General features: G+C 65.4%; 16 protein-coding genes and 1 riboswitch. Of the genes, 2 read left to right on the top strand and 14 right to left on the bottom strand.

Annotation, left to right across the window (positions count from 1 at the left end):
• Nucleotides 1–5: 5 nt before the first annotated feature.
• The gene (uvrC, locus tag QM621_RS11650) at nt 6–1,925 is read right to left on the bottom strand and encodes an excinuclease ABC subunit UvrC (protein WP_414990550.1); all 1,920 of its coding nucleotides are present in this window, start codon (nt 1,923–1,925) and stop codon (nt 6–8) included.
• Nucleotides 1,926–1,942: 17 nt separating this feature from the next.
• On the opposite strand from uvrC, the gene QM621_RS11645 reads away from it, so the two are divergent.
• Nucleotides 1,943–2,485 carry a hypothetical protein gene (locus tag QM621_RS11645; RefSeq protein ID WP_414990549.1) on the top strand — a complete coding sequence of 181 codons (543 nt, stop codon included), beginning with the start codon at nt 1,943–1,945 and terminating at the stop codon, nt 2,483–2,485.
• Here the strand turns inward: QM621_RS11645 and QM621_RS11640 are convergent.
• The 13 genes from QM621_RS11640 to QM621_RS11580 all read right to left on the bottom strand — a co-directional run bounded on the left by QM621_RS11640 (nt 2,471) and on the right by QM621_RS11580 (nt 19,962).
• A complete protein-coding gene (locus QM621_RS11640; protein ID WP_414990548.1) occupies nt 2,471–2,866 on the bottom strand; it encodes a hypothetical protein in 396 nt (131 codons plus the stop codon). The genes QM621_RS11645 and QM621_RS11640 overlap by 15 nt on opposite strands.
• Nucleotides 2,867–2,995: 129 nt before the next feature.
• Entirely contained in the window at nt 2,996–6,037 is a 3,042-nt protein-coding gene (locus QM621_RS11635) for a type I restriction endonuclease subunit R (RefSeq protein ID WP_414990547.1), read from the bottom strand.
• Entirely contained in the window at nt 6,030–6,998 is a 969-nt protein-coding gene (locus QM621_RS11630; protein ID WP_414990546.1) for a Fic family protein, read from the bottom strand. The genes QM621_RS11635 and QM621_RS11630 overlap by 8 nt, the downstream gene beginning before the upstream one ends.
• Nucleotides 6,999–7,048: 50 nt before the next feature.
• Nucleotides 7,049–8,290, bottom strand: coding sequence for a restriction endonuclease subunit S (locus tag QM621_RS11625; protein WP_414990545.1), 1,242 nt, complete (start codon nt 8,288–8,290; stop codon nt 7,049–7,051).
• Nucleotides 8,287–9,372, bottom strand: coding sequence for a PDDEXK nuclease domain-containing protein (locus QM621_RS11620; RefSeq protein WP_414990544.1), 1,086 nt, complete (start codon nt 9,370–9,372; stop codon nt 8,287–8,289). The genes QM621_RS11625 and QM621_RS11620 overlap by 4 nt, the downstream gene beginning before the upstream one ends.
• Nucleotides 9,369–10,934, bottom strand: a complete 1,566-nt coding sequence (locus QM621_RS11615; RefSeq protein ID WP_414990543.1) for a type I restriction-modification system subunit M — start codon at nt 10,932–10,934, stop codon at nt 9,369–9,371. The genes QM621_RS11620 and QM621_RS11615 overlap by 4 nt, the downstream gene beginning before the upstream one ends.
• A gap of 37 nt (nt 10,935–10,971) precedes the next feature.
• A complete protein-coding gene (rhuM, locus tag QM621_RS11610; RefSeq protein ID WP_414990542.1) occupies nt 10,972–11,916 on the bottom strand; it encodes a RhuM family protein in 945 nt (314 codons plus the stop codon).
• A 75-nt stretch (nt 11,917–11,991) separates the two neighbouring features.
• Nucleotides 11,992–14,895 carry an excinuclease ABC subunit UvrA gene (gene uvrA / locus QM621_RS11605; RefSeq protein WP_414990541.1) on the bottom strand — a complete coding sequence of 968 codons (2,904 nt, stop codon included), beginning with the start codon at nt 14,893–14,895 and terminating at the stop codon, nt 11,992–11,994.
• An 83-nt stretch (nt 14,896–14,978) separates the two neighbouring features.
• Entirely contained in the window at nt 14,979–15,686 is a 708-nt protein-coding gene (locus tag QM621_RS11600) for an ABC transporter ATP-binding protein (RefSeq protein ID WP_414990540.1), read from the bottom strand.
• 104 nt (nt 15,687–15,790) lie between these two features.
• Nucleotides 15,791–16,555 carry an ABC transporter ATP-binding protein gene (locus QM621_RS11595; RefSeq protein WP_414990539.1) on the bottom strand — a complete coding sequence of 255 codons (765 nt, stop codon included), beginning with the start codon at nt 16,553–16,555 and terminating at the stop codon, nt 15,791–15,793.
• Between the two features lie 19 nt (nt 16,556–16,574).
• On the bottom strand, nt 16,575–18,098 hold the full coding sequence (locus QM621_RS11590) for an ABC transporter substrate-binding protein (protein WP_414990538.1): 1,524 nt from the start codon (nt 18,096–18,098) through the stop codon (nt 16,575–16,577).
• Entirely contained in the window at nt 18,095–19,021 is a 927-nt protein-coding gene (locus tag QM621_RS11585; protein ID WP_414990537.1) for an ABC transporter permease, read from the bottom strand. Before QM621_RS11585 ends, QM621_RS11590 begins: the two co-directional genes overlap by 4 nt.
• Nucleotides 19,018–19,962, bottom strand: a complete 945-nt coding sequence (locus tag QM621_RS11580; protein WP_414990536.1) for an ABC transporter permease — start codon at nt 19,960–19,962, stop codon at nt 19,018–19,020. The genes QM621_RS11585 and QM621_RS11580 overlap by 4 nt, the downstream gene beginning before the upstream one ends.
• Nucleotides 19,963–20,070: 108 nt before the next feature.
• A riboswitch (cobalamin riboswitch) is annotated at nt 20,071–20,146 on the bottom strand.
• Between the two features lie 128 nt (nt 20,147–20,274).
• On the opposite strand from QM621_RS11580, the gene QM621_RS11575 reads away from it, so the two are divergent.
• A complete protein-coding gene (locus QM621_RS11575; protein ID WP_414990535.1) occupies nt 20,275–20,928 on the top strand; it encodes an MBL fold metallo-hydrolase in 654 nt (217 codons plus the stop codon).
• Nucleotides 20,929–20,931 lie beyond the last annotated feature (3 nt).

Raw genomic sequence — 20,931 nt, 5'->3', positions numbered from 1 at the left:
GCGCCTCAGCCTTCCTCGATGACCTCGCCGGTGGCGGTGTTGACAGCCACCGTAGCGGGCGCGCCCGCCAGCGCGGCGACGACGGCCTCGGCGGTGGCCGGGCCGACGCCGGGAGTCTCGGCGATCTGCTCGGCGGTGGCGGCGCGCAGCTTCTTCAGCGAGCCGAAGCGCTCCATGAGCGCGGCGCGGCGCGCGGGGCCGAGGCCGGTCACGTCGTCGAGCGCCGAGCGGGTCATCGAGCGGTCACGGCGGCTGCGGTGGTGGCTGATGGCGAAGCGGTGCGCCTCGTCGCGCACCCGCTGCAGCAGGTACAGGCCCTCGCTCGTGCGCGGCAGGATGACCGGGTACTCGTCGTCGGGCAGCCACACCTCCTCGAGCCGCTTGGCCAGGCCGATCAGCGCGACGTCGGTGACGCCCAGCTCGTCGAAGGCCTGCCGCGCGGCGGCGACCTGCGGCGGCCCGCCGTCGACCACGACCAACGACGGCGCGTAGGCGAACCGCTTCTTCTCCCCCTCCTCGCCAGGATCGGGCTCCTGCGCCGTATGGCGTTTGAAGCGCCGGGTGATGACCTCGTGCATGGCCGCGACGTCGCTCTGCCCCTCGTGCCGCACGACGAAGCGCCGGTACTCGGACTTGCGTGCCAAGCCGTCCTCGAAGACCACCATGGACGCGACGATCTCGGTGCCCTGCAGGTTGGAGATGTCGAAGCACTCGATGCGCAGCGGGGCCGACGGCAGGTCGAGCGCCTCCTGCAACTCCTCCAAGGCCCGGCTGCGAGTGGTGAGGTCGCCGGCGCGTTTGAGCTTGTGCCGGGCGAGCGCCTGCTGGGCGTTCTGCCGCACGGTCTCCATCAGCTGCCGCTTGTCGCCCCGCTGCGGAACCCGGAAGCGCGCCGGCCCCCCGCGCACCTCGGCCAGCAGCTCCTCTACCGCCTCCTGGTCGGCGGGGATGACGGGGACCAGGATCTCGCGCGGCACAGCCGAGGCCGCGACGTCCTCGTAGAGGGTCATCACGGCTCGCTGCAGCAGATCCTCAGTGGTGACGTCGTCCGCACGGTCGGCGATCCAGCCGCGCTGGCCCTTGATGCGGCCCTGACGGATCGAGAAGATCTGCACCGCGACCTCCAACTCGTCCTCGGCGAGGGCGAGCACGTCGGCGTCGGTGCCGTCGGTGAGCACGACGGTCTGCTTCTCCAGCACTTTGTCGAGCGCGCCGAGGTCGTCGCGGTATGTGGCGGCCAGCTCGAACTCGAGGTCGTCGGAGGCCGCCCGCATCTTGGCGCGCAGCTCCCGCGTGATCGCGGCGGTGTCGCCGGCCATGAAGCCGATGAAGTCCTGGACGACCTCGCGGTGCTCCTCCGGCGTGACCCGGTTGACGCAGGGGGCGACGCATTTGCCGATGTCGCCGAGCAGGCAGGGGCGCCCGCTGACCCGCGCGGACCGGAAGACGCCCTTGGAGCACGACCGCATCGGGAAGACCCGCAAGAGCGTGTCGACGGTGTCACGGATGGCCCAGGCGTGCGAGTACGGGCCGAAGTACCGCACGCCTTTGCGCTGCGCGCCGCGCATGACCTGCACGCGCGGGAACTCCTCGCCGACGGTGATCGCCAGCCAGGGATAGGACTTGTCGTCGCGGTATTTGACGTTGAAGCGCGGGTCGAACTCCTTGATCCAGGTGTACTCCAGCTGCAGCGCCTCGACCTCGGTGGCCACGACGGTCCACTCGACGGAGGCGGCGGTGAAGACCATGCGTCGGGTGCGCTCGTGCAGGCCGGTCGGATCGGCGAAGTAGGAGGTGAGCCGCTGCCGCAGCGACTTGGCCTTGCCGACGTAGATCACCCGGCCCTCGGCGTCGCGGAACTTGTAGACGCCCGGCTCGGTGGGGATCTCCCCTGTGGCGGGGCGGTAGGTCGCGGGGTCGGCCATGCGGACAGACTACGACCGTGGACGGACAGAAATCCTCACGCGGAGCCGAGAAGCGATGGGCCGCGCTCCTGGTCGTCGGGGTCGTCGCGTTCATCGTCCTCGCGGCGCTCATCGAGGATCCGCTGGCGGACCTCGCCGTGGCCGTCGCGGACGGCCACAGCGACGCCGTGTGGACCCTCTGCGGCTGGCTGGTCGGCTGGGGCGCGCTCCTCTACCTGGCGACGGTCGCGGTGGTCGGACTCACCGGCCGTCGGTGGTGGGTCCTGCACGGCGTGGTCCTCGTGCCGTTGGCCGCGGCGGCGTTCGCGTTCATGCCGAGCCGCACCCGGCGTTCGGCGGAGCTCGACCTGGAGTTCTGGTACCTGCCCGACGCCTTCAAAAACGCCTGCAATTCCTGGCTGTTCGCCATTCTCGCGCTCGCGCTGGCCGCCTTCCTCCTGCCCTGGCTAGATCGGCGGGGCCGAAACGTCCCGCTCAGCTGGTTCACTGTCCGACGCTGCGGGCTCGTGACCTGGGGCATGGCGCTGCTGACTCTCGGCGTTCTCTTACTGCTCAACTGACGCAACGAGCCGTCGCAGCGTGCCGAGCGTGCGGGTGGTGACGGGGACGCCGGGGGTCTTCTCCAGGAACCCCGTCACATCGCCGGCGGTGTTCTTCGGCTTCCAACAGACAGCGCCGGCGTGTCCGCGGCCGAGCGCCCGCACCTCCACCAGGCCGTTGGCACTGCGGGCCGGGAGCGAGACCTCGGGGAGGACGTCGAGGTCGAAGAAGGAGACCGTCGTCCGGTAGACGTCCTCGGTGGGCTCAGCCTCGGGCGTGCTCTCCACGATGCGCCGCACCTCGTCGAGCGAGCGGAGCACCACGTCGTGTTCGTGGCCGATCTCACGCAGCCGCTCCCGCGCAGCACGCACGGTCACCGCCGGATCAGCGGCGCTGAACACGACCGTGCCGTTCGTCTAAAAACTCCGCGCCTGCTCCGCCTGGCCGAACGCCCCGACCAGCTCGCTCTTGCCCGGACTCCCCCGATGCCCCAGGTTGAGGTTGCGGAAGAACGCGACGTGGGCCATGTCTCAGACCAACCCCGAGTAACGGTGATGGAAAGCCGACAGTTTGGCGACGACCCTTTGCTTCTTCGCGCTGTGACCGCCGTCGACGGAAAAACGAGAGACCGGCGGCAGAATCCGGGTCACCGCAGTTCCTGTGACGGCGACGGCACCATCGCGGAAAGCGTCGGCCATGAACTCTCGTGTCGGCTCTGGCCGGAGGCCCTCCTCGGCGATGATGGCCGCCAACTCCGCCTCGCGCCGCTGCGTGACGAACTGTCGCCAGTCCTCGCGGGTGTCGCCACTGACGTTCACCGCGTCGACAAAGGCCATGATGAGGTCGCTCTTATTGCGCAACGACGGGCTGGAGTCGACGGCACGAGTGATGCTCTGACGAGCTTCCACCTCGACGTCACCGCCGTCACCGCCGTCCCCGCGGGTCTGACGCCACTGCTCGATGAGCAGCAGGATGTAGTCGACGTTGACCTCCACTTGCTTGACCAACTCGATCTCGAACACGACATCGTCGTTGATCGACTCCTTCTCGGCGTTCTCCGCGTGACGGAACTCCGCGTGCAGGTCGAGGTAGCGCGACCGATAGTCCTGGAACTCCCGCTCGGTCAGTGGGTCGTCACCGGCGAACTCGTCGAAGGAGGTGAGGATGTTCCGTAGCCGCAAGAGTTGACCGAACAGTGAGATGAACTCTTTCTTGGCGGCCTCTCCGACGATGGGCTCCGCCAAGGGGAAGTGGGCTCTCAGGCCGGCGACGACCTCCTGGTACTCCGCGTTGTAGTCGGCGTACGGCTTGAGCAGCACCACGCCGCGCGCCTCTCGGTTGCCGAAGAGGGCGAGCGCGTCGTTGGTCGCTTGCTCCAAGTCACGGAACGCGACGATGTTGCCGTAGGTCTTGACGGAGTTGAGGATGCGGTTGGTGCGCGAGTAAGCCTGGATCAGGCCGTGCGAACGGAGATTCTTGTCGACCCACAAGGTGTTGAGCGTGGTCGCGTCGAACCCGGTCAGAAACATGTTGACGACGATCACCATGTCGAGCTCGCGGCTCTTCAAACGCTTGGACAGATCCTTGTAGTAACTCTGGAAGCCGTCGGCGCTGCTATCCCACGAGGTGCCGAACAAGTCGTTGTAGTCGGCGATGGCGTCGTCGAGGAATTCTCGAGAACTCTGGTCGAGGTCGCTCGTGTCGAAGCTCTCCTCGCCGAGCACTCCGTCGACTTGCTCCTCGTTGGCCGCGTAGGAGTAGATCACGCCGGTCTTGAGGCGCTGATAGGCCGGATCGGCTGCCTCACGATTCCGCTGTTCCGCCTCGAAGACGTTGTAGTAGTGCTTGGCCGAGTCGATGGAGTCGGCGGCGAACAGCGAGTTGAAGCCGGTGACACGCTTGTCTTTGAGCAGATAGCTGGTGTTGCGTCGCGTCTTCTGGTCGAAATGGTCCAGCACATAGCAGACGATGGCGTCGGCGCGCTCGGGTGAGCGCAACGCCTTCTCAGTGTCGATCGCCGTGACCTGTGCGGTCGGGAGCGCGGCGGGGAGTTTCACCGTGTTCACGTAGTCGATACGGAACGGCAGGACGTTCTTGTCTCGGATGGCGTCGACGATCGTGTAGGTGTGCAGCCGGTCGCCGAAGGCCTGTTCGGTCGTGCGGAGCCGGGGGCTGCCGCTGGACCCTGCGTTCTCGGTGAAGATCGGCGTCCCTGTGAAGCCGAAGAGGTGGTACCGCTTGAACGCCCGGGTGATGGACGTGTGCATGTCGCCGAACTGGCTGCGATGACACTCGTCGAAGATCAGCACCACGTGATCGGTGTAGATCGGGTGGCTTTTATTCGCTTTGACGAAGTTGGCGAGTTTCTGGATCGTCGTGACGATGATGCGTGAGCCAGGATCTTCGAGCCGTCGTTTGAGGTGGGCGGTGTTGTTGGTGCCGTCGACCGCGCCTTTCTCGAACCGGTCGTACTCGCGTTGAGTCTGGTAGTCGAGGTCTTTGCGGTCGACGACGAACAACACCTTGTCGACGTCTTCCATCGCCGAGGCGAGTTGAGCGGCTTTGAAGGAGGTGAGGGTCTTGCCGGAGCCGGTGGTGTGCCAGATGTAGCCGCCTGCGGCAGTGCTGCCCCATTGCCGCGCGTTGGTGGAGGTGAGGATTCGCTGAAGGATCTGCTCGGCCGCGACGATCTGGTAGGGCCGCATGACCAGCAGTTTGCGGTCGACGTCGAAGACGCAGTACTTCGTGAGGAGGTTGAGCAGGGTGTGCTTGGCGAAGAACGTCTTGGTGAACCCCACCAGGTCGGTGATCGCCGCGTTCGTGGCGTCGGACCACCAACTCGTGAACTCGAAGCTGTTCGAGGTCTTACGGCGACGTCTGCGCCCTGACTGTTCGGCGAGGTGGCCGTCGCGAGTGGTGTTGGAGTAGTACTTCGTCAGCGTCCCGTTGCTGATGACGAAGAGCTGGACGTATTCGAACAGACCCGATCCTGCCCAGAAGGACTCGCGTTGGTAGCGGTTGATCTGGTTGAACGCCTCACGCAGGTCGACACCGCGACGTTTCAACTCGATGTGGACCATCGGCAGTCCGTTGGCCAGCACGGTCACGTCGTATCGGTTGGCTCTGGTGCCTTCGACCTCGTACTGGTTGATGACTTGGAGGCGGTTGTTGTGGATGTTGGCTTTGTCGATCAGGGAGATGTTCTTCGCCGTGCCGTCGTCACGGGTGATGACCTGCACGTGGTCGGTGTGGAGGCGCGCCGTCTTCTCGACGATGCCCTCGTTGGCCGCCGCGACGATCCCGAGGAGTTGTCGCCATTCGGCGTCGGAGAAGGTGATCTGATTGAGCGCCTCCAACTGAGTCCGAAGGTTCGCCAGCAGTTCGGCCTCGGTGGTGATCGGCAGGTACTCATACGCCTGGTGACGAAGCTGCTCGATGAACGCTTCTTCCAGCTCCGCCTCTGACTGGTAGGCGGGCTCCTCGGCCTCCTCCGGCACGAACTCGGCGACGACGGTGCTCTCGTCGCTGACCGAGACCGGCTCGTAGCGGTAGGCGGAATCAGGCTCACTCATCATCGATCACCATCCATCGTCCGGCTCTGGCCGACCCCTCGCGTCGCACGCGCCCCTCCGCTTTGAGAGCGGCCAGACGCCGCTCGACGGTCCGTGACGTCGTGCCCAGACGCTTCGCTATCGTCGCAGCGCTCAGAGTCGGATCGTCCCGCAGCAACTGGACGACTGACTCCGTTACTCCGACAGTTCGAACAGCACGATCTCCGACGCGATCTCCGACAGTGTCGGAGATTCTCGCTGTCGAGTGATCCACCACCAACATCTCCTCGATGGTGGCGAGCACCGCTTGGAGACAAAACTCGATGAAACCGGTGGCGTCGTTATCCTGTTGAGAGTCACGGAGCGCCTGGTAGTACTGCGGACGGTTCTCGAAGACGACCGACTCCATCGGCAAGGAGGCGAAGACCTCCTTCCAACGGACGAGAATGAGGGTCTGCCACAGGCGGCCGATCCGGCCGTTGCCGTCGGCGAAGGGATGGATCGTCTCGATCTCGCAGTGCACCACGGCGCTGAGCAGCACGGGATGCAGGTCCGAACCTCTCGCCCATGCGAATAAGTCGCTGATGAGTTCGGGCACGAACTGTGGCCGGGCGCCCACGTGGACGGGTGTGTCGCCTTCGTACACCGCGACATCGCCGCTGCGGAACACCCCGGACTCACGAATGAGCCCCTGCGTCAGCAAGCCATGCGCCGTGAGGAAGTCGTCGACGTCGAAGGGATCGAACGTCAGCAGCTGGTCGTAGGCCGCGTGGGCGTTCTTGACTTCCCGGACGTCCGCGGGCCTCCCCCGCACCGGCTGGCCGTTGATGACGTCCGCCACCTCCGCCTCAGAGAGCTGGTTGCCTTCGATGGCGAGCGACGAGCAGATCGATCGCACCCGGTTCTCCCGATGCAGGCGAATGTCCAGCCGGAATCCAGTGCCCAGATCGAGTCGCGTGGCGCTCTCGACGATCTTCGCCATGGAGTCCGCCGCCGACACCGAGATCGTGAACGGCGGCCCAGGAATCTCGCTCACGTCAGAGGTTCCTTCTCAGGGAAGGTGAGCAGCCTGTCCCGGTAGTACTCGTACTGCTGGCGGCGCGCCGCGATCTCGGCCGGCAGGCCAGTCGAGAGGTCGTTCACGAGGGCGTCAAACTTGTCGAGGATGGCGACGATACGGTCTTGTTCTGCACGAGAGGGGACAGGGATTGGAATCTTGCCCAGGCTGTCACCGGATATGCGTTTCACCTTTGCCCGAGCAACGTACTTGTTCTTCTCCGCATGAAACTGAGGAGTCTGAAAATAGTACGAGACGAACTTGGGATTCATCGCGTGCCTAAAAGCGAAGGTGTCATCGTGGATAGCTATCTCATCGGCACCTAGCCATGCCACGGCCTTCCCGACGTCTTCAACTGTCTCACCGACCGCAGCGATGACGACATCGCCAGTGCTTGCGAACCGCAGGCTAGGCGCGAGCTCAGGCCTCACCCGCGAGAGCGGCGCGTCCGCAAAGACCCCATATCCGGTATAAATCTCGCCGTAGTGGATGCTCGCCAAACCGTCCGGCGCAATATCGTTCTTGGTGAACCGACGACCGCGGAAGAACGAGCCCACCTCACCCATCGGAACCCACCTGACCGCCTGGTGGGGGGACTCGGTGAACGTCAACAGCGCGTCACGGTAATGAGCATACTGGAGACGACGTTGTTCAAGCTCGGCTTCAAGCTCGGCTTGCAGCATCTCCATCTTATCAAGAATTTCAACGATTTCTCGCTGAATCGCCGCAGGCGGGACGGGAATCTGGATACGAGCGATATCAGATACTTTAATGTCCTTGACCTTGGTTCCGGTCACGAACTTTCGCTTCTGCAACTCAAACTGAACTGTCTGGAAGTAGTAGGCCGCGTACATGGGGTCAAGCATGTGTTTATAAACGCAGGAGTGACCACCGATTGCAATCTCCCCATCGCCGAGCCAGGCGACGGCCGTACAGACATCCTCAATATTCTCGCTGGTGGTCGTCACAACGAGATCGCCTTGACTGGCCTTCTTCAACTTCGCCGCCAAACCGGGATCAATGAAAGACTTCGTCAAGGTGGTCGAGGTGCCGTAGTACGTGTAGATCTGACCGTAGTGGATACACGGGAAACCCTCGTCCACGAAGTCTTTCTTTTGAAGGCCGCCACCTCGTACGAACTCGCCAACTTCACCGAGGGCCTCGCGCTCCACCCCATCCGGGCAGTGCTCGCGAATCAGATCGTCGATACGGCTCACGACTCCCGCCCCAAACTTCCTAGTTCCCGCTCCAGCGCCTCACGTTCTCGCAGAAGTTCAGTACGCAATTCCTCCTCGGTAGGCAGAAAAGTCAGGTATTGAGCGGCATACACTCCAACTCCATCGGCGAGGATCGAGTACTTCGCTACCGCCTCGCTCTCCTCCGAGCACAGAATCAGTCCGATGGAAGGGTTATCACCTTCGGGCCGCACCTGATCGTCAAAGACCCTTCGATAGAAGTCGATCTGTCCAATGTCTTGGTGCGTGAGCTTTCCAACTTTCAGGTCGATCAATACGAAACACTTGAGGATGTAGTTATAGAAAACCAGATCGATAAAGAAGTGGTCACCATCTGCCGTCACTCGTTTCTGACGAGCCACAAAGGCAAAACCCCTTCCCAACTCAAGAAGGAAGTCCTGCAAACGATCGATGAGCCCCTGCTCAACATCTCTCTCGGCAAGCCGACGAGGCTCAGCCATATCGAGGAACTCAAAGACATAAGGATCTTTGAGCAGGTCATCAGCGGCCGTACGCGGCTCCCGCTCGAAAACCTCACCTGCGACCTCAGCGCGATGTTCCTGACTCGTGGCCCTGAGTCGGTGGTAATAACCCGTCGAAATCTGCCGGGAGAGCTGCCGCACCGTCCATCCCGACTGCACCGCCTCTTTCGCGAGGAACGCGCGCTCCTCGTCGTTGACGACCTTCGTCAACTCCCGGTAGTGCGTCCAACTCAATTCAGGACGCAGCGCGTCCCGAATCGGGAACGCCTGGTAGAAACGGCGCATCTTACGGAGGTTCGACTCATCGAAGCCAGGACCGAACTCCATCGTCAAGCGTTGCGACAAGTAGTGAAGCAAGCGCTTGCCATAAGCCGCTCGCTCCCCTTGAGCCTCAACGATTTGCCGTCCCACTTCCCAGTAAGCATGTACTGTCTCGGTGTTGATCGCGGCCGCGACTCGACTACGAACAGCGGCAATCGTCTCTCGAATACCTGAGTACACCACGTTGGCCGCCGCGTCGGGGGCCTCCACCACTTGCTGGCCTCGACGCTTCAAACCGGGCACGTGAACGTCATCACTCATGACTCCCCCTCCAAGTCCGCGACGATGGCGTCGATCTCGACTCTCAGGGCGGACTGGCGCTTGACGATGCGTGCGATCTCGGCGTTGAGCTCCTTGATGTCGACGACCTCACGGGTGTCCTCAGCCTCGACGTAGGAGGACACGGCGATGTTGTAGCCGTTCTCGGCGATAGCGGCGTGATCGATGAGGGCGGCGAAGTGCGCGACGTCCTCACGAGTGATGAAGGCGTCAAGGATCTTGCGCTGGTTCTCCGCCGTGAGCTTGTTCTTATTGCCCTGTCGGGTGAACTCGGCCGAGGCGTCGATGAACAACACCTTGTTGTCGGCCTTGGACTTCTTCAGCACGATCACGCAGGTGGCGATGGTGGTGCCGAAGAACAGGTCGGGCGGCAACTGGATCACCGTGTCGATGTAGTTGTTGTCCACGAGGTACTTGCGGATCTTCGCCTCGGCTCCACCCCGGTAGAGCACGCCGGGGAACTCGACGATCGCCGCCGTGCCGTCGACGGCGAGCCAGTTCAAGATATGCATGACGAAGGCGAGATCGGCCTTCGACTTCGGCGCCAGCACCCCGGCGGGCGCGTACCGCGGATCGTTGATGAGCAACGGATTCGCGTCGCCCTCCCACTTGATCGAGTACGGAGGGTTGGACACGATGGCCTCGAACGGCTCGTCGTCCCAGTGCGCCGGGTCGATCAGCGTGTCGCCGTGAGCGATGTCGAAATGACTGAAGTTGATGTCGTGCAAGAACATGTTGATCCGGCACAGGTTGTAGGTGGTCAGGTTGACCTCCTGGCCGAAGTAGCCGCGTCTCACGTTCTGGTGGCCGAGCACCTTGTCGAACTTCAGCAACAGCGAGCCTGAGCCACAGGCGGGGTCGTAGACCTTGTTGACCTCGGTCTTGCCGACCACCGTGATCCGCGCCAACAGCTCAGAGACCTCCTGCGGCGTGTAGTACTCACCCCCGGACTTGCCCGCGCTGGAGGCGTACATGCCCATCAAATACTCGTAGGCGTCGCCGAAGGCGTCGATGGTGTTGTTCGCGTAGCCGAGGGGCAGGTCGCCGATGGCGTCGAGCAGTTTGACGAGCTTCTCGTTACGTTTCGCGACGCTCGGACCGAGTTTCGAGGAGTTGACGTCCAGATCGTCGAAAAGCCCCTTGATGTCGTCCTCGGCGTCGGAACCGACAGCGCTCGCCTCGATGTTGGTGAACACCCGAGCCAGAGTCTCGTTCAGGTTGACGTCGTTCCGGGCCTTCTCTCGCACATTGGCGAAGAGATCCTGCGGGAGGATGTAGAAGCCCTTCTCCTGGACCACGCCCTCGCGGGCGAACTCCGCTTCCTCCGTCGTCAGGTACCGGTAGTCGAAGTCGGCGTTGCCCGCCTCGTGCTCGGCCTCGTTGAGGTAGGCGCTCAGATTCTCCGAGATGAAACGGTAGAAAAGCATGCCGAGCACATAGGACTTGAAGTCCCATCCGTCCACGCTGCCCCGCAGATCGTTGGCGATCCGCCAGATGGTCTTGTGCAGCTCGGCCCGCTCGGACTCTTTGCTCGTCTCACTCACCGGGCCAGTCTCTCAGCGCCCACTGACACATCGATCTTCACACGCCGCACTCCGCGCGGTCGGTCAGCATGCGGACGATGAGCGACACCATGAGCTCCTTCTCACGTGGCTCGCTCATCGCGACGAGGAGCGTCAACGCGGCCAAGGTGTTGTTCGAGATCTTCGGCTCTCTGCCGTCGCCGTGCAAAATCCCATTGCGACTCAGGAAGGTGACGAACAAGGCGGCGGCGGTGCGCTTGTTGCCATCGGAGAGCGGGTGGTCCTTCACCACGAAGTAGAGCAGGTTCGCGGCCTTCTCCTCAGCCGTCGAGTAGAGGTCCGCTCCGCCGAAGCCCTGGTAGATCGCCGCGACGACCGAAGCGAGCGCGTCACCGCGCTCCCGGCCGAACAACGTGTCGTCGGGGAACTCGGCCCGCACCTGGGCGATGACGGCCCGCGCCTCCTCGACCGTCAACTGCCAGCCCGGCGCGTTGCCGTCGACCTCGGGGAACTCGCCCTCGTCGTAGTCGCGCAGAAGCCTCAAACCCGGCAAGTAGTCGGCGACCACATCGGCCACACCTGCCACCACGGGATCGACCGAGCGGGACAGAATCGTGACGATGGAGCCGATCTGCTCCAACCTCTGCTCGTTGACGGCCGCGCCCTTGACGAGGTAGTCACGCAGACGGGCGCTCGCCCATCGTCGGAAGTCGATCGCACGAGCAGAGTTCGTCCGATAGCCCACCGCGAGGATCAAGTCCAAGCTGTAGAGAGACGTCGGACGGTCCGAGCCAGCAATGTGCATTTTTTGCACATTGCTCTCTTCCTCCACCTCCCCGCTACGAAGAATGTTCCGCAGATGGCGGTTGACACCCGACCGATCAATCTCGAACAACTCAGAGATCTGACTCTCAGTCGCCCAGAACGTCTCCTGCTCTGAGTCGAATGGCAGGGACAGCTCCAGCCCCGGCGCCAGATAGACGACGACCTCGTTCTGCGTCATAGTTCCCCTCGATTCCGGTCATCCCCCGTTCGGACAACCTCACTCCAACAGGGTCGCAGCGGTCACAGACAGAACTCAAGCAAAACGATCAGCAAGCAACGGCTTGAGGAAGCGGCCGGTGTGGCTGGCGTCGACGGCGGCCACCTGTTCGGGGGTGCCCTCGGCGACGACCATGCCGCCGCCGCCGCCGCCCTCGGGGCCCATGTCGATGATCCAGTCGGCCGTCTTGATCACGTCGAGGTTGTGCTCGATGACGATGACCGAGTTACCGCTGTCGACCAGTCGGCCGATCACCAGCAGCAGCTTGCGGATGTCCTCGAAGTGCAGGCCGGTGGTGGGCTCGTCGAGCACGTAGAGCGTGCGGCCGGTGGAGCGTTTCTGCAGCTCGGCGGCCAGCTTCACGCGCTGCGCCTCGCCGCCGGACAGCGTCGGCGCGGGCTGCCCGAGCCGGACATAACCCAGACCGACGTCGACCAGCGTCTTCAAGTGTCGTGAGATCGCCGGGATCGCCTCGAAGAACTCCGCGCCCTCCTCGATCGGCATGTCGAGGACCTCGGCAATGGTCTTGCCCTTGTAGTGGACCTCCAGCGTCTCGCGGTTGTAGCGGGCGCCGTGGCACACCTCGCACGGGACGTAGACGTCCGGCAGGAAGTTCATCTCGATCTTGATCGTGCCGTCGCCGGAGCACGCCTCGCAGCGGCCGCCCTTGATGTTGAACGAGAACCGGCCCTGCTGGTAGCCGCGCATCTTCGCCTCGGGCGTCTGCGCGAACAGCTTGCGGACGTGGTCGAAGACCCCGGTGTAGGTGGCCGGGTTGGAGCGGGGCGTGCGGCCGATGGGCGACTGGTCGACGTGGATGACCTTGTCGACCTGGTCGAGGCCGTCGATGCGCTTGTGACGGCCCGGGATCGTGCGCGCCCCGTAGATGGAACGGGCCAACGACGTGTAGAGGATGTCGTTGACGAGCGTCGACTTGCCCGACCCGGACACACCCGTGACCGCGACCAACTGGCCGAGCGGGAAAGTGACGTCGATGTCGCGCAGATTGTTCTCACGGGCGCCGCGCACGGTCAGCCGTCGGCCCTTCTCCTGGGGGCGGCGCACCTCCGGCAGCGGGATCTTCTCGCGCCCCGACAGGTACTTGCCCGTCATCGACGTCTCGCTGGCCAGCAGCTCCTCCACCGGGCCGGAGACGATGACCTCGCCGCCGTGCTCGCCGGCGCCGGGGCCGATGTCGACCACCCAGTCGGCCACCGCGATGGTGTCCTCGTCGTGCTCGACCACGATGAGCGTGTTGCCGAGGTCGCGCAGCCGCTCCAAGGTGTCGATGAGACGCCGGTTGTCGCGCTGGTGCAGGCCGATGGACGGCTCGTCCAGCACGTAGAGCACCCCGACGAGGCCCGCGCCGATCTGGGTGGCGAGCCGGATGCGCTGCGCCTCGCCGCCGGACAGCGAGCCCGCCGCCCGGTCGAGCGAGAGGTAGTCGAGGCCGACGTCGAGCAGGAACTGCAGCCGCTCGTGGATCTCCTTGAGCACCCGCTCGCCGATCTGCCGCTCCCGATCGCTCATCTCGAGGCCCTGCAGGTACTCGGCGGCCTCGGCGATGGACAGGTGGCTGACCTCGGCGATGTTCTTCGGCCCGAGGTCGGGGTGGTTCAGCATGACCGCGCGGATGACCGGCTTGAGCCGAGTGCCCTCGCAGGCTCCGCAGGGCACCTCCCGCATAAAACCCTCGAGCCGCTCGCGGTTGGTGTCGGACTCGGTCTCGGCGTGGCGGCGCTGGACGAACTCAATGGCTCCGTCGAAGCTGGCGTCGTACTCGCGGCGGCGGCCGTAACGGTTCTGGTAGACGACGTGCACCTTGCCCTTGCGGCCGAGCATGATCGTGCGCTGGACGTCGGCGGGCAGGTCCTCGTACGGGATGTCGGTGCGGAAGCCCATCTCGTCGCCGAGCGCCTGCAGGATGCGCAGGAAGTACTCCGACATCTGGTTGTACGACCACGGCGCGATGGCGCCCTCGTCGAGCGACTTGCCCGGATCGGGGACGACCAGCTCGGGGTCGACCTCCATGCGGGTGCCGAGGCCGTGGCACTCCCCGCAGGCGCCGAAGGGGGCGTTGAAGGAGAACGAGCGGGGCTCCAACTCGTCGACGGCGAGCGGATGGTCGTTGGGGCAGGCCAGCTTCTCGGAGAACCGGCGGGTGCGCTCGGGATGGTCGTCGGGGCGGTCGACGTAGTCGATGACGACGAGGCCGTCGGCCAGGCCGAGCGCCGTCTCGACCGACTCGGTGAGCCGCTGCTGCGCGCTCTGCTTGGCCTGCAGACGGTCGACGACGACGTCGATCGTGTGCTTCTTCTGCTTGGCGAGCTTGGGCGGCTCGTCGGCCAGCAGATGGACCTCGCCGTCGACGACCGCCCGGCTGAAGCCCTGCGTCTGCAACTGGCCGAACAGCTCCAGATACTCACCCTTTCGGCCCCGGACGACCGGCGCGAGCACCTGGAAACGCGTGCCCTCCTCGGCGGTGAGCACCCGGTCGACGATCTGCTGCGGCGTCTGCCGGGTGATCGGCTCGCCACAGTCGGGACAGTGAGCGCGACCGGCGCGCGCGTAGAGCAGGCGAAGGTAGTCGTAGACCTCGGTGATGGTGCCGACCGTCGAGCGCGGATTGCGCGAGGTGGACTTCTGATCGATGGAGACCGCCGGCGACAGGCCCTCGATGAAGTCGACGTCGGGCTTGTCCATCTGCCCGAGGAACTGGCGGGCGTAGGCCGACAGCGACTCGACGTAGCGGCGCTGCCCCTCGGCGAAGATCGTGTCGAAGGCGAGCGAGGACTTGCCGGACCCGGACAGGCCGGTGAAGACGATCAGCGCGTCGCGCGGAAGGTCGAGGGAGACGTCCTTGAGATTGTGCTCGCGGGCGCCTCGGACGACGATCTGATCGATGCTGGAGGAGCTGGCGGACGACGTTCGTGTGGGCACCCGACCAGCCTAGCCACGCCCTCGGACGTTCTTCGGCCGCGCGGCGCCACCCCAGCCTGACGCACAGTGCGCGCCGTCGTGGCTCAGCCGCCTCGACGAACCGTCATCTGGGCCGCGATGAGATCGCGGCTGTGCCGGTGCCGTGCGTCCCGCTCGAAACGGTCGGCCGCGAGGACCTCGACGATGCGACCCCGATCCATGACCGCGATACGGTCGGCCAGTTGCCGGACGACTCCGATGTCGTGTCCGATCACCAGCTGGGCCATGCCCGAGGACGCTCGAAGGCGGCGGAGCACATCGAGGATCTGGCGCTGCGTGGAGACGTCGAGCGCGCCTGTCGGCTCGTCCAGGACCAGGACGTCGGGAGACACCGAGATCGCACGGGCGATCACGACGCGTTGCAGTTCGCCGCCGCTGAGCTCGCACGGCAGGCGGCCTGCGAATCCCTCGTCCAGACCCACCTGCTCCAACATGGCGCCGACCGAGCCGCGCGCCTGGGACGCCGGAACCCGGCACAGATGACGTAACCCCTGCTCCAGGAAGACCCCGATCGTCATCCGAGGGCTGAATGCTCCGGGAGGATTCTGGAACACCATCTGAACATGCCGGTGAAATCTACGGCCTTCGCGGCGGCGCAGGACCTCGACCGGTTCCCCGCCGATCAGCACCTCCCCGCGGCTCGGACGCATCAGGGACGCCAGCATCCGGGCCAGGGTCGTCTTCCCGCTTCCGCTCTGGCCTACCAGCCCGAGACATTCCCCTCGGTGCAAACGCAGATCGACCGACGACACGGCCTCCACTCGGGCGGAGCCGGCTCCGAAGGACCGCCCGAGCCCACGAGCCGCCAGCACCTCTCGCCCGTCGCCCGCCGCAGCTCCTATGCGTCGTGCGTCGCTCATCGCGCATCCCATTCGACGAGTTGCCTGGTGTAGGGATGCCGTGGATCGCCCACCACCTGCTCGGCGTCCCCGATCTCGACGATCCGCCCGCGACGCATGACAGCGATACGGTGCGCCAACCGGTCCGCGAGTCCCAGGTGATGAGTCACCATCAGGAGGCTCACGCCGTCGTCGCGGTTCAACCGCGTCAACTGGTCGGCCACCCGCTTCTGCGACACGGTGTCGAGAGCACTGGTGGGTTCGTCGGCCAGCAGCAGCGGCGGCCCCAGGCTCATCGCCATCGCCATCGCGACGCGTTGCATCATGCCGCCGCTCAGCTCGAACGGATAGGCGTCGAGCACCCGGTCGGGGTCCTCCAGCCGCAGCCGCGACAACGAGGCGCGCATCACCTCGCGTCGTTCCGTCCGCGACGACTCGCCGTGCGCGCGGAGCATGTCGTCGAACTGGGCAGCGACGCGCCGCTTCGGATTCATGAACTGCACCGGGTGCTGGAAGATCATCGCCAGATCCCTGCCGGGTTCGGGGCGGGGCCGCCCCCGGAACAGGACCTGGCCGCTTCGAAGGCGGGCGGTGTCCGGCAACAGGCCCATGACGGCCCGCAGCAACGTCGATTTTCCACTGCCGCTCTCTCCGACGACCACGAGGATCTCGCCCTCGTCGACGCTCAGCGAGACGTCGTGGAGCGCATCCGGACCCTCACCATAGGCCAAGGTCAGATTCTCGACGCGCAACAGCCCGTTCATGTCCGTGCCGCCGGACACCGTTCCCGCCTCCTGCCGGTCACTCGCCGATCGTCAGCTCATTCGTGATGAAGTAGTAGTCGATCGGATGGGCCAGCACGTTCGACACCGCCGTCGACGACGCCACGACATTGGCCTGCGACACCGTGTAGACGTCGACGGCGTTCTCCAGCATGTAGGTCTGCGCCTCGCTGACCAGTCTCGCCTTCTCCTCCTGATCGAACTCCTGGCTGACGGCGTCGACCATGGCGTCGAACTCCGGGTCGTTGTAGTGCCCGTAGTTGGTCTCGCTGCCCGAATCGTAGAGCGATGTCAGAAGCCAGACCGGATCGCCCGTCGTCAGATACTGGGTGTTGCGCTGCTTGATGGAGAAATCGCCCGCAGCCTCGACGTCGTCGAGATTTTCGACCAGTTTGAGTTCGAGTTCGATCCCCGACTGCTTGAGCATGTCCTGGACAGCCTCGTTGAAGACGGTCATGTCCGCCAAGTCGTAGGTCAGCTCCAGGTGGAGGTTCTGTCCGTCCTTGTCGACGTATCCGTCGGCGTCGCCGTCGGAGAAACCGGCCTCGGCGAGGTGGTCCGCCGCGGCGTCCGCGTCGAACTCGTACGCCGGCACCTGGCCGTACCCATAAACCTCGAGGGGGAAGGGGGCCGCAGCCACCTCGGCGTCCTCGCCGAGGACCTCGGCCAACGCCTCGTAGTCGAGGCTCTCGGCGATGGCGCGGCGCACGTTGGCATCGGCCAGGTAGGGGTTGTCGTAGTTGAACTGGAGGGCTCGCGACCTGATGCCACGAGTCTTCGTCACTTCGTACTCGTCGCTGCCCGAGAAGGTGTCGAGGTCGCCTGCGGCGATCCGCTGGACGACGTCCACGTCGCCGGACTGCAAGGCCGCCGCCCGCGTGCTGTCGTCCTCGATGTTGACCACGGTGATCGTGTCGAGGTCCGAGGCACCGTCCCAGTAGTCGTCGTGTCGTTCCAGCTCGATGCTCACGTCGGGTTCGAACGAGGCCACCTTGAACGGCCCGGACGCGATCGGGGCGTTCTCGTAGTCGATTCCCTCGCCCACGGCGACGACCGTGAACAGGGGCTCGGAGATCTCGTTGAGGAACGACGCCTGCGGCTCGTCGGTCGAGAAGACGACGTCGTCCCCGTCGACGGTGATGTCGCTGATGCCCGTGCTGGTGCGGGCGCGCTCGGCCATCTCGAGCACCCGCTCGAAAGAGGCCTTCACCGCTGCCGCGTCGACGGGGTCGCCGTTGTGGAAGGTGACCTCCGGGCGGATGTGGAAGCGCCAGGTCGTGTCGTCGACCATCTCCCAGGAGTCGGCGATCTCGCCGACGACCTCCAGGTTCTCGTCGATGGTGACCAGGGTCTCTCCGATGCCGGCCCGGCGCACCGTCCAGCCGTTGTACTCGACGGCGGGGTCGAGGTTGGTGCCGAACCAGTACAGGGCGGCGTCGACGTGCTTGGGGCCGTTGTCCGACCCCCCGCCAGAGCAGCCCGCGACCAGCAAGGTCGCCGACAGGACGGCCAGGAGGGCCGCCTTCAGGATGGGTTTTCTCATGTTCTCCCTTTCTTGTGGAGTCGTGCCACAACGCCCCCGGAACGGGGCCGCTGAAGATCCGAGCGCACGCGAGCCGTGAAGCCGCTGCGGAGGTCGGTCGTCGCCTGGGGCTGGAGGAGATCCCTGAGCCGGTCGCCGAGGAGGCTGAAGACGACGACGTGGAGGACGATGACCAGCCCTGGGCTCGCCATCATGTGCGGCGCGGTCTGGATGAAACGTCGGCCTTCGGCCAGCATGAATCCCCATTCCGGGGTCGGCGGCTGCGAGGCGAGCCCCAGCAACGACAGGCCGACGAGGTTCAAGAGGCACTCCCCGAAGCCCTGGGTCACGACGACGAGGATGTTCGGCAGCACATTGGGCAGCAGGTAGCGCGTGAGGAGCCCGGCGGGGCCGACTCCGCTCAGCGTGGCCTGGGCGATGTAGTCCTCGTCGCGGATAGACAGCACCATCGCGCGACTGACTCTGGCGTACTCGCACCAGCCGACGGCGATCATCGCGATCATCGTGTGCGAGAGGCCCGGACCGGTCATGCCGACGAACGCGATCACGAAGACCAGGGAGGGGAGCGCCATGGTCATGTCGACGAGAGCCGAGACGGCCAGGTCCACCGGCCCGCCGATCCAGCCTGCGAGGACGCCGACCCCGATCCCCAGAGCGGAGGAGATCGCCAACACGACGAAGACGATCAGCAGCGACGTGCGGCCGCCGTGGATCAGACGGGACAGGACACAGCGTCCGAGCTGGTCGGTTCCGAGCGGGAACCGCCGGCTGCTGCCGGCGAGGATGTGGTCGTAGTGGGTCTCCAGCGGGTCGTGAGGAGCCAGGGCCGGAGCCAGCAGCGCGACCGCGACCAGGAGGATCGCCAGCACGCCCAAGGCGACGAATCCCGACGACCCCGACAGCCTCCTGAGCGTCCGTGTCATCGTGTTCCCGTCGCCGCACGACGTGCCTGCGGGTCGATGGCATGGCCGAGGAGGTCGACCGCCGTGTTGGCGACCACGAAGATGAGGGACGCCCAGGTCACGTAGGCCATGAGCACGGGGTAGTCGCGCACCGCGGTCGCCGCGACGGCCGTCTTCCCGATGCCCTGCCACTCGAAGACCGACTCCACGACGGCGGCGCCGCCGAGCAGCGCGCCCACGCTGAGCCCCACCAACGGCAGCACCGAGATCAACGCGTTCGGCATGACGTCGCGCCAGAGGACCCGATGCCGGGGAACGCCGCGCGCGAGGGCGCCCACCACGTGGTCTTTGCCGAACTCCTCCAGCAGGCTGCTCCTCAACCGCCGCACGTAGAGCGCGGCGAGCCAGAACGTCAGGGTCGCTGTGGGCAAGACGATGTGCCGAGGCGACGAACTCCCCATGACCGGCAGCCATGACCACCGCACGGAGAACTGGTACATCAGGAGCAACCCGATCCAGAAACTCGGCATCGCCGTGCCGCAGAAGGAGTACAGTCGCACCAGCGTGTCCGGCCAGCGTCCGTGGTACGACGCCGCCACCAGGCCCAGCGGCAATGCCACCATGATCGTGGCGGCAAGCGTCGCCACCGCGAGCCAGATCGTCCGCGGCAACCGGCGCAGGACCTCCGCGCCGGCGTCCGCGCCATAGGCGTAGGACTCGCCGAAGTCCCCATGGATCGCGCCGGAGAGCCAGCGCGCGTACTGCACGATGAAGGGGTCGTTCACGCCGGCGTCGGCCCGCTCCCGGGCCAGAACTGCCGGGTCCGGAGTGATTCCCAAGTAGCTGTACTTGGCGGCGACGGGGTCGGATGCGGAGAAGTGCGCCAGGGCGAACGTCACCAGTGACACGAAGAGCAGCGTCGGCACCACCAGCGCCAACCGCTTGGCTGTATACGACAGCACCGTGGCGACCCACCCTCTCCGTACGCGCGGAGAACGCGACAGAGGATGGAAAGCCCAGAGACGGGAAGCCCAGCCGGATGACGCGTCCGTATGACTTGCAGTCCGGCTAGGTATCTGACTCAGGTCCTTGGTGTCTCAGACCCTCACAGTGGCGCGACCGTCCCGGATTCTCACCGGGTTCCCTCACACCAGACGGCTCAAAGTACCACACGGGTGACGGCTCCTCCGCGCACCCGCTCAACACGAGACGCCCGGACCGCCGCGTTTCAACCGAAGCGCACCACCTGGCCTGTGAGCGTCTAGGATCGCCCCGTGACGTACACCGGAACGGTCGAGGTCGGCGGTCCGGCCGAGGTGCGGGACGCGGGCGACCTGGAGATCACGAAATTCGCGGTCGGGGATCTGGCGAACAACGTCTACCTGCTGCGCTGCGTGCTGACCGGCGAGCGCATGCTGATCGACGCGGCCGACGACGCCGAGCGGATCCTGGCCGAGCTCGACGGCGCTCCCCTGGCCCGGATCGTCACGACGCACTGGCACCCCGACCACTGGAACGCGCTCGCGGCCGTCAAGGAGGCCACCGGCGCGGAGACCCTGGCCAGCCCGGTCGACGCCGAGCACATCCACGTGCCGACCGACCAGCATGTGGCCGCCGGCGCCCGGGTCCGGGTCGGCTCCTGCGAATTGGAAGTGGTCGAGATCGCTGGCCACACGCCCGGCTCCATCGCGCTCGCCTACGACGACCCCGACGGGATCGTGCACCTGTTCACCGGCGACTCGCTGTTCCCCGGCGGCGTCGGCAAGACGTGGGCCGAGGAGGACTTCGCGACCTTGATCGACGAGGTGGAGACGAAGATCTTCGGCCGCTTCCCCGACGACACCCATTTCTACCCGGGCCACGGGAACGACTCGACCCTCGGCGCCGAGCGCCCCCACCTGCCCGAGTGGCGCGAGCGCGGTTGGTGAGCC

The sequence above is a fragment of the Aeromicrobium sp. genome, assembly GCF_047606445.1.
In the GTDB taxonomy this organism is placed as follows: Bacteria; Actinomycetota; Actinomycetes; order Propionibacteriales; family Nocardioidaceae; genus Aeromicrobium.
The sequence above is the reverse complement of the archived record's forward strand: the minus strand, read 5'-3'. Positions and strand labels throughout refer to the sequence as shown.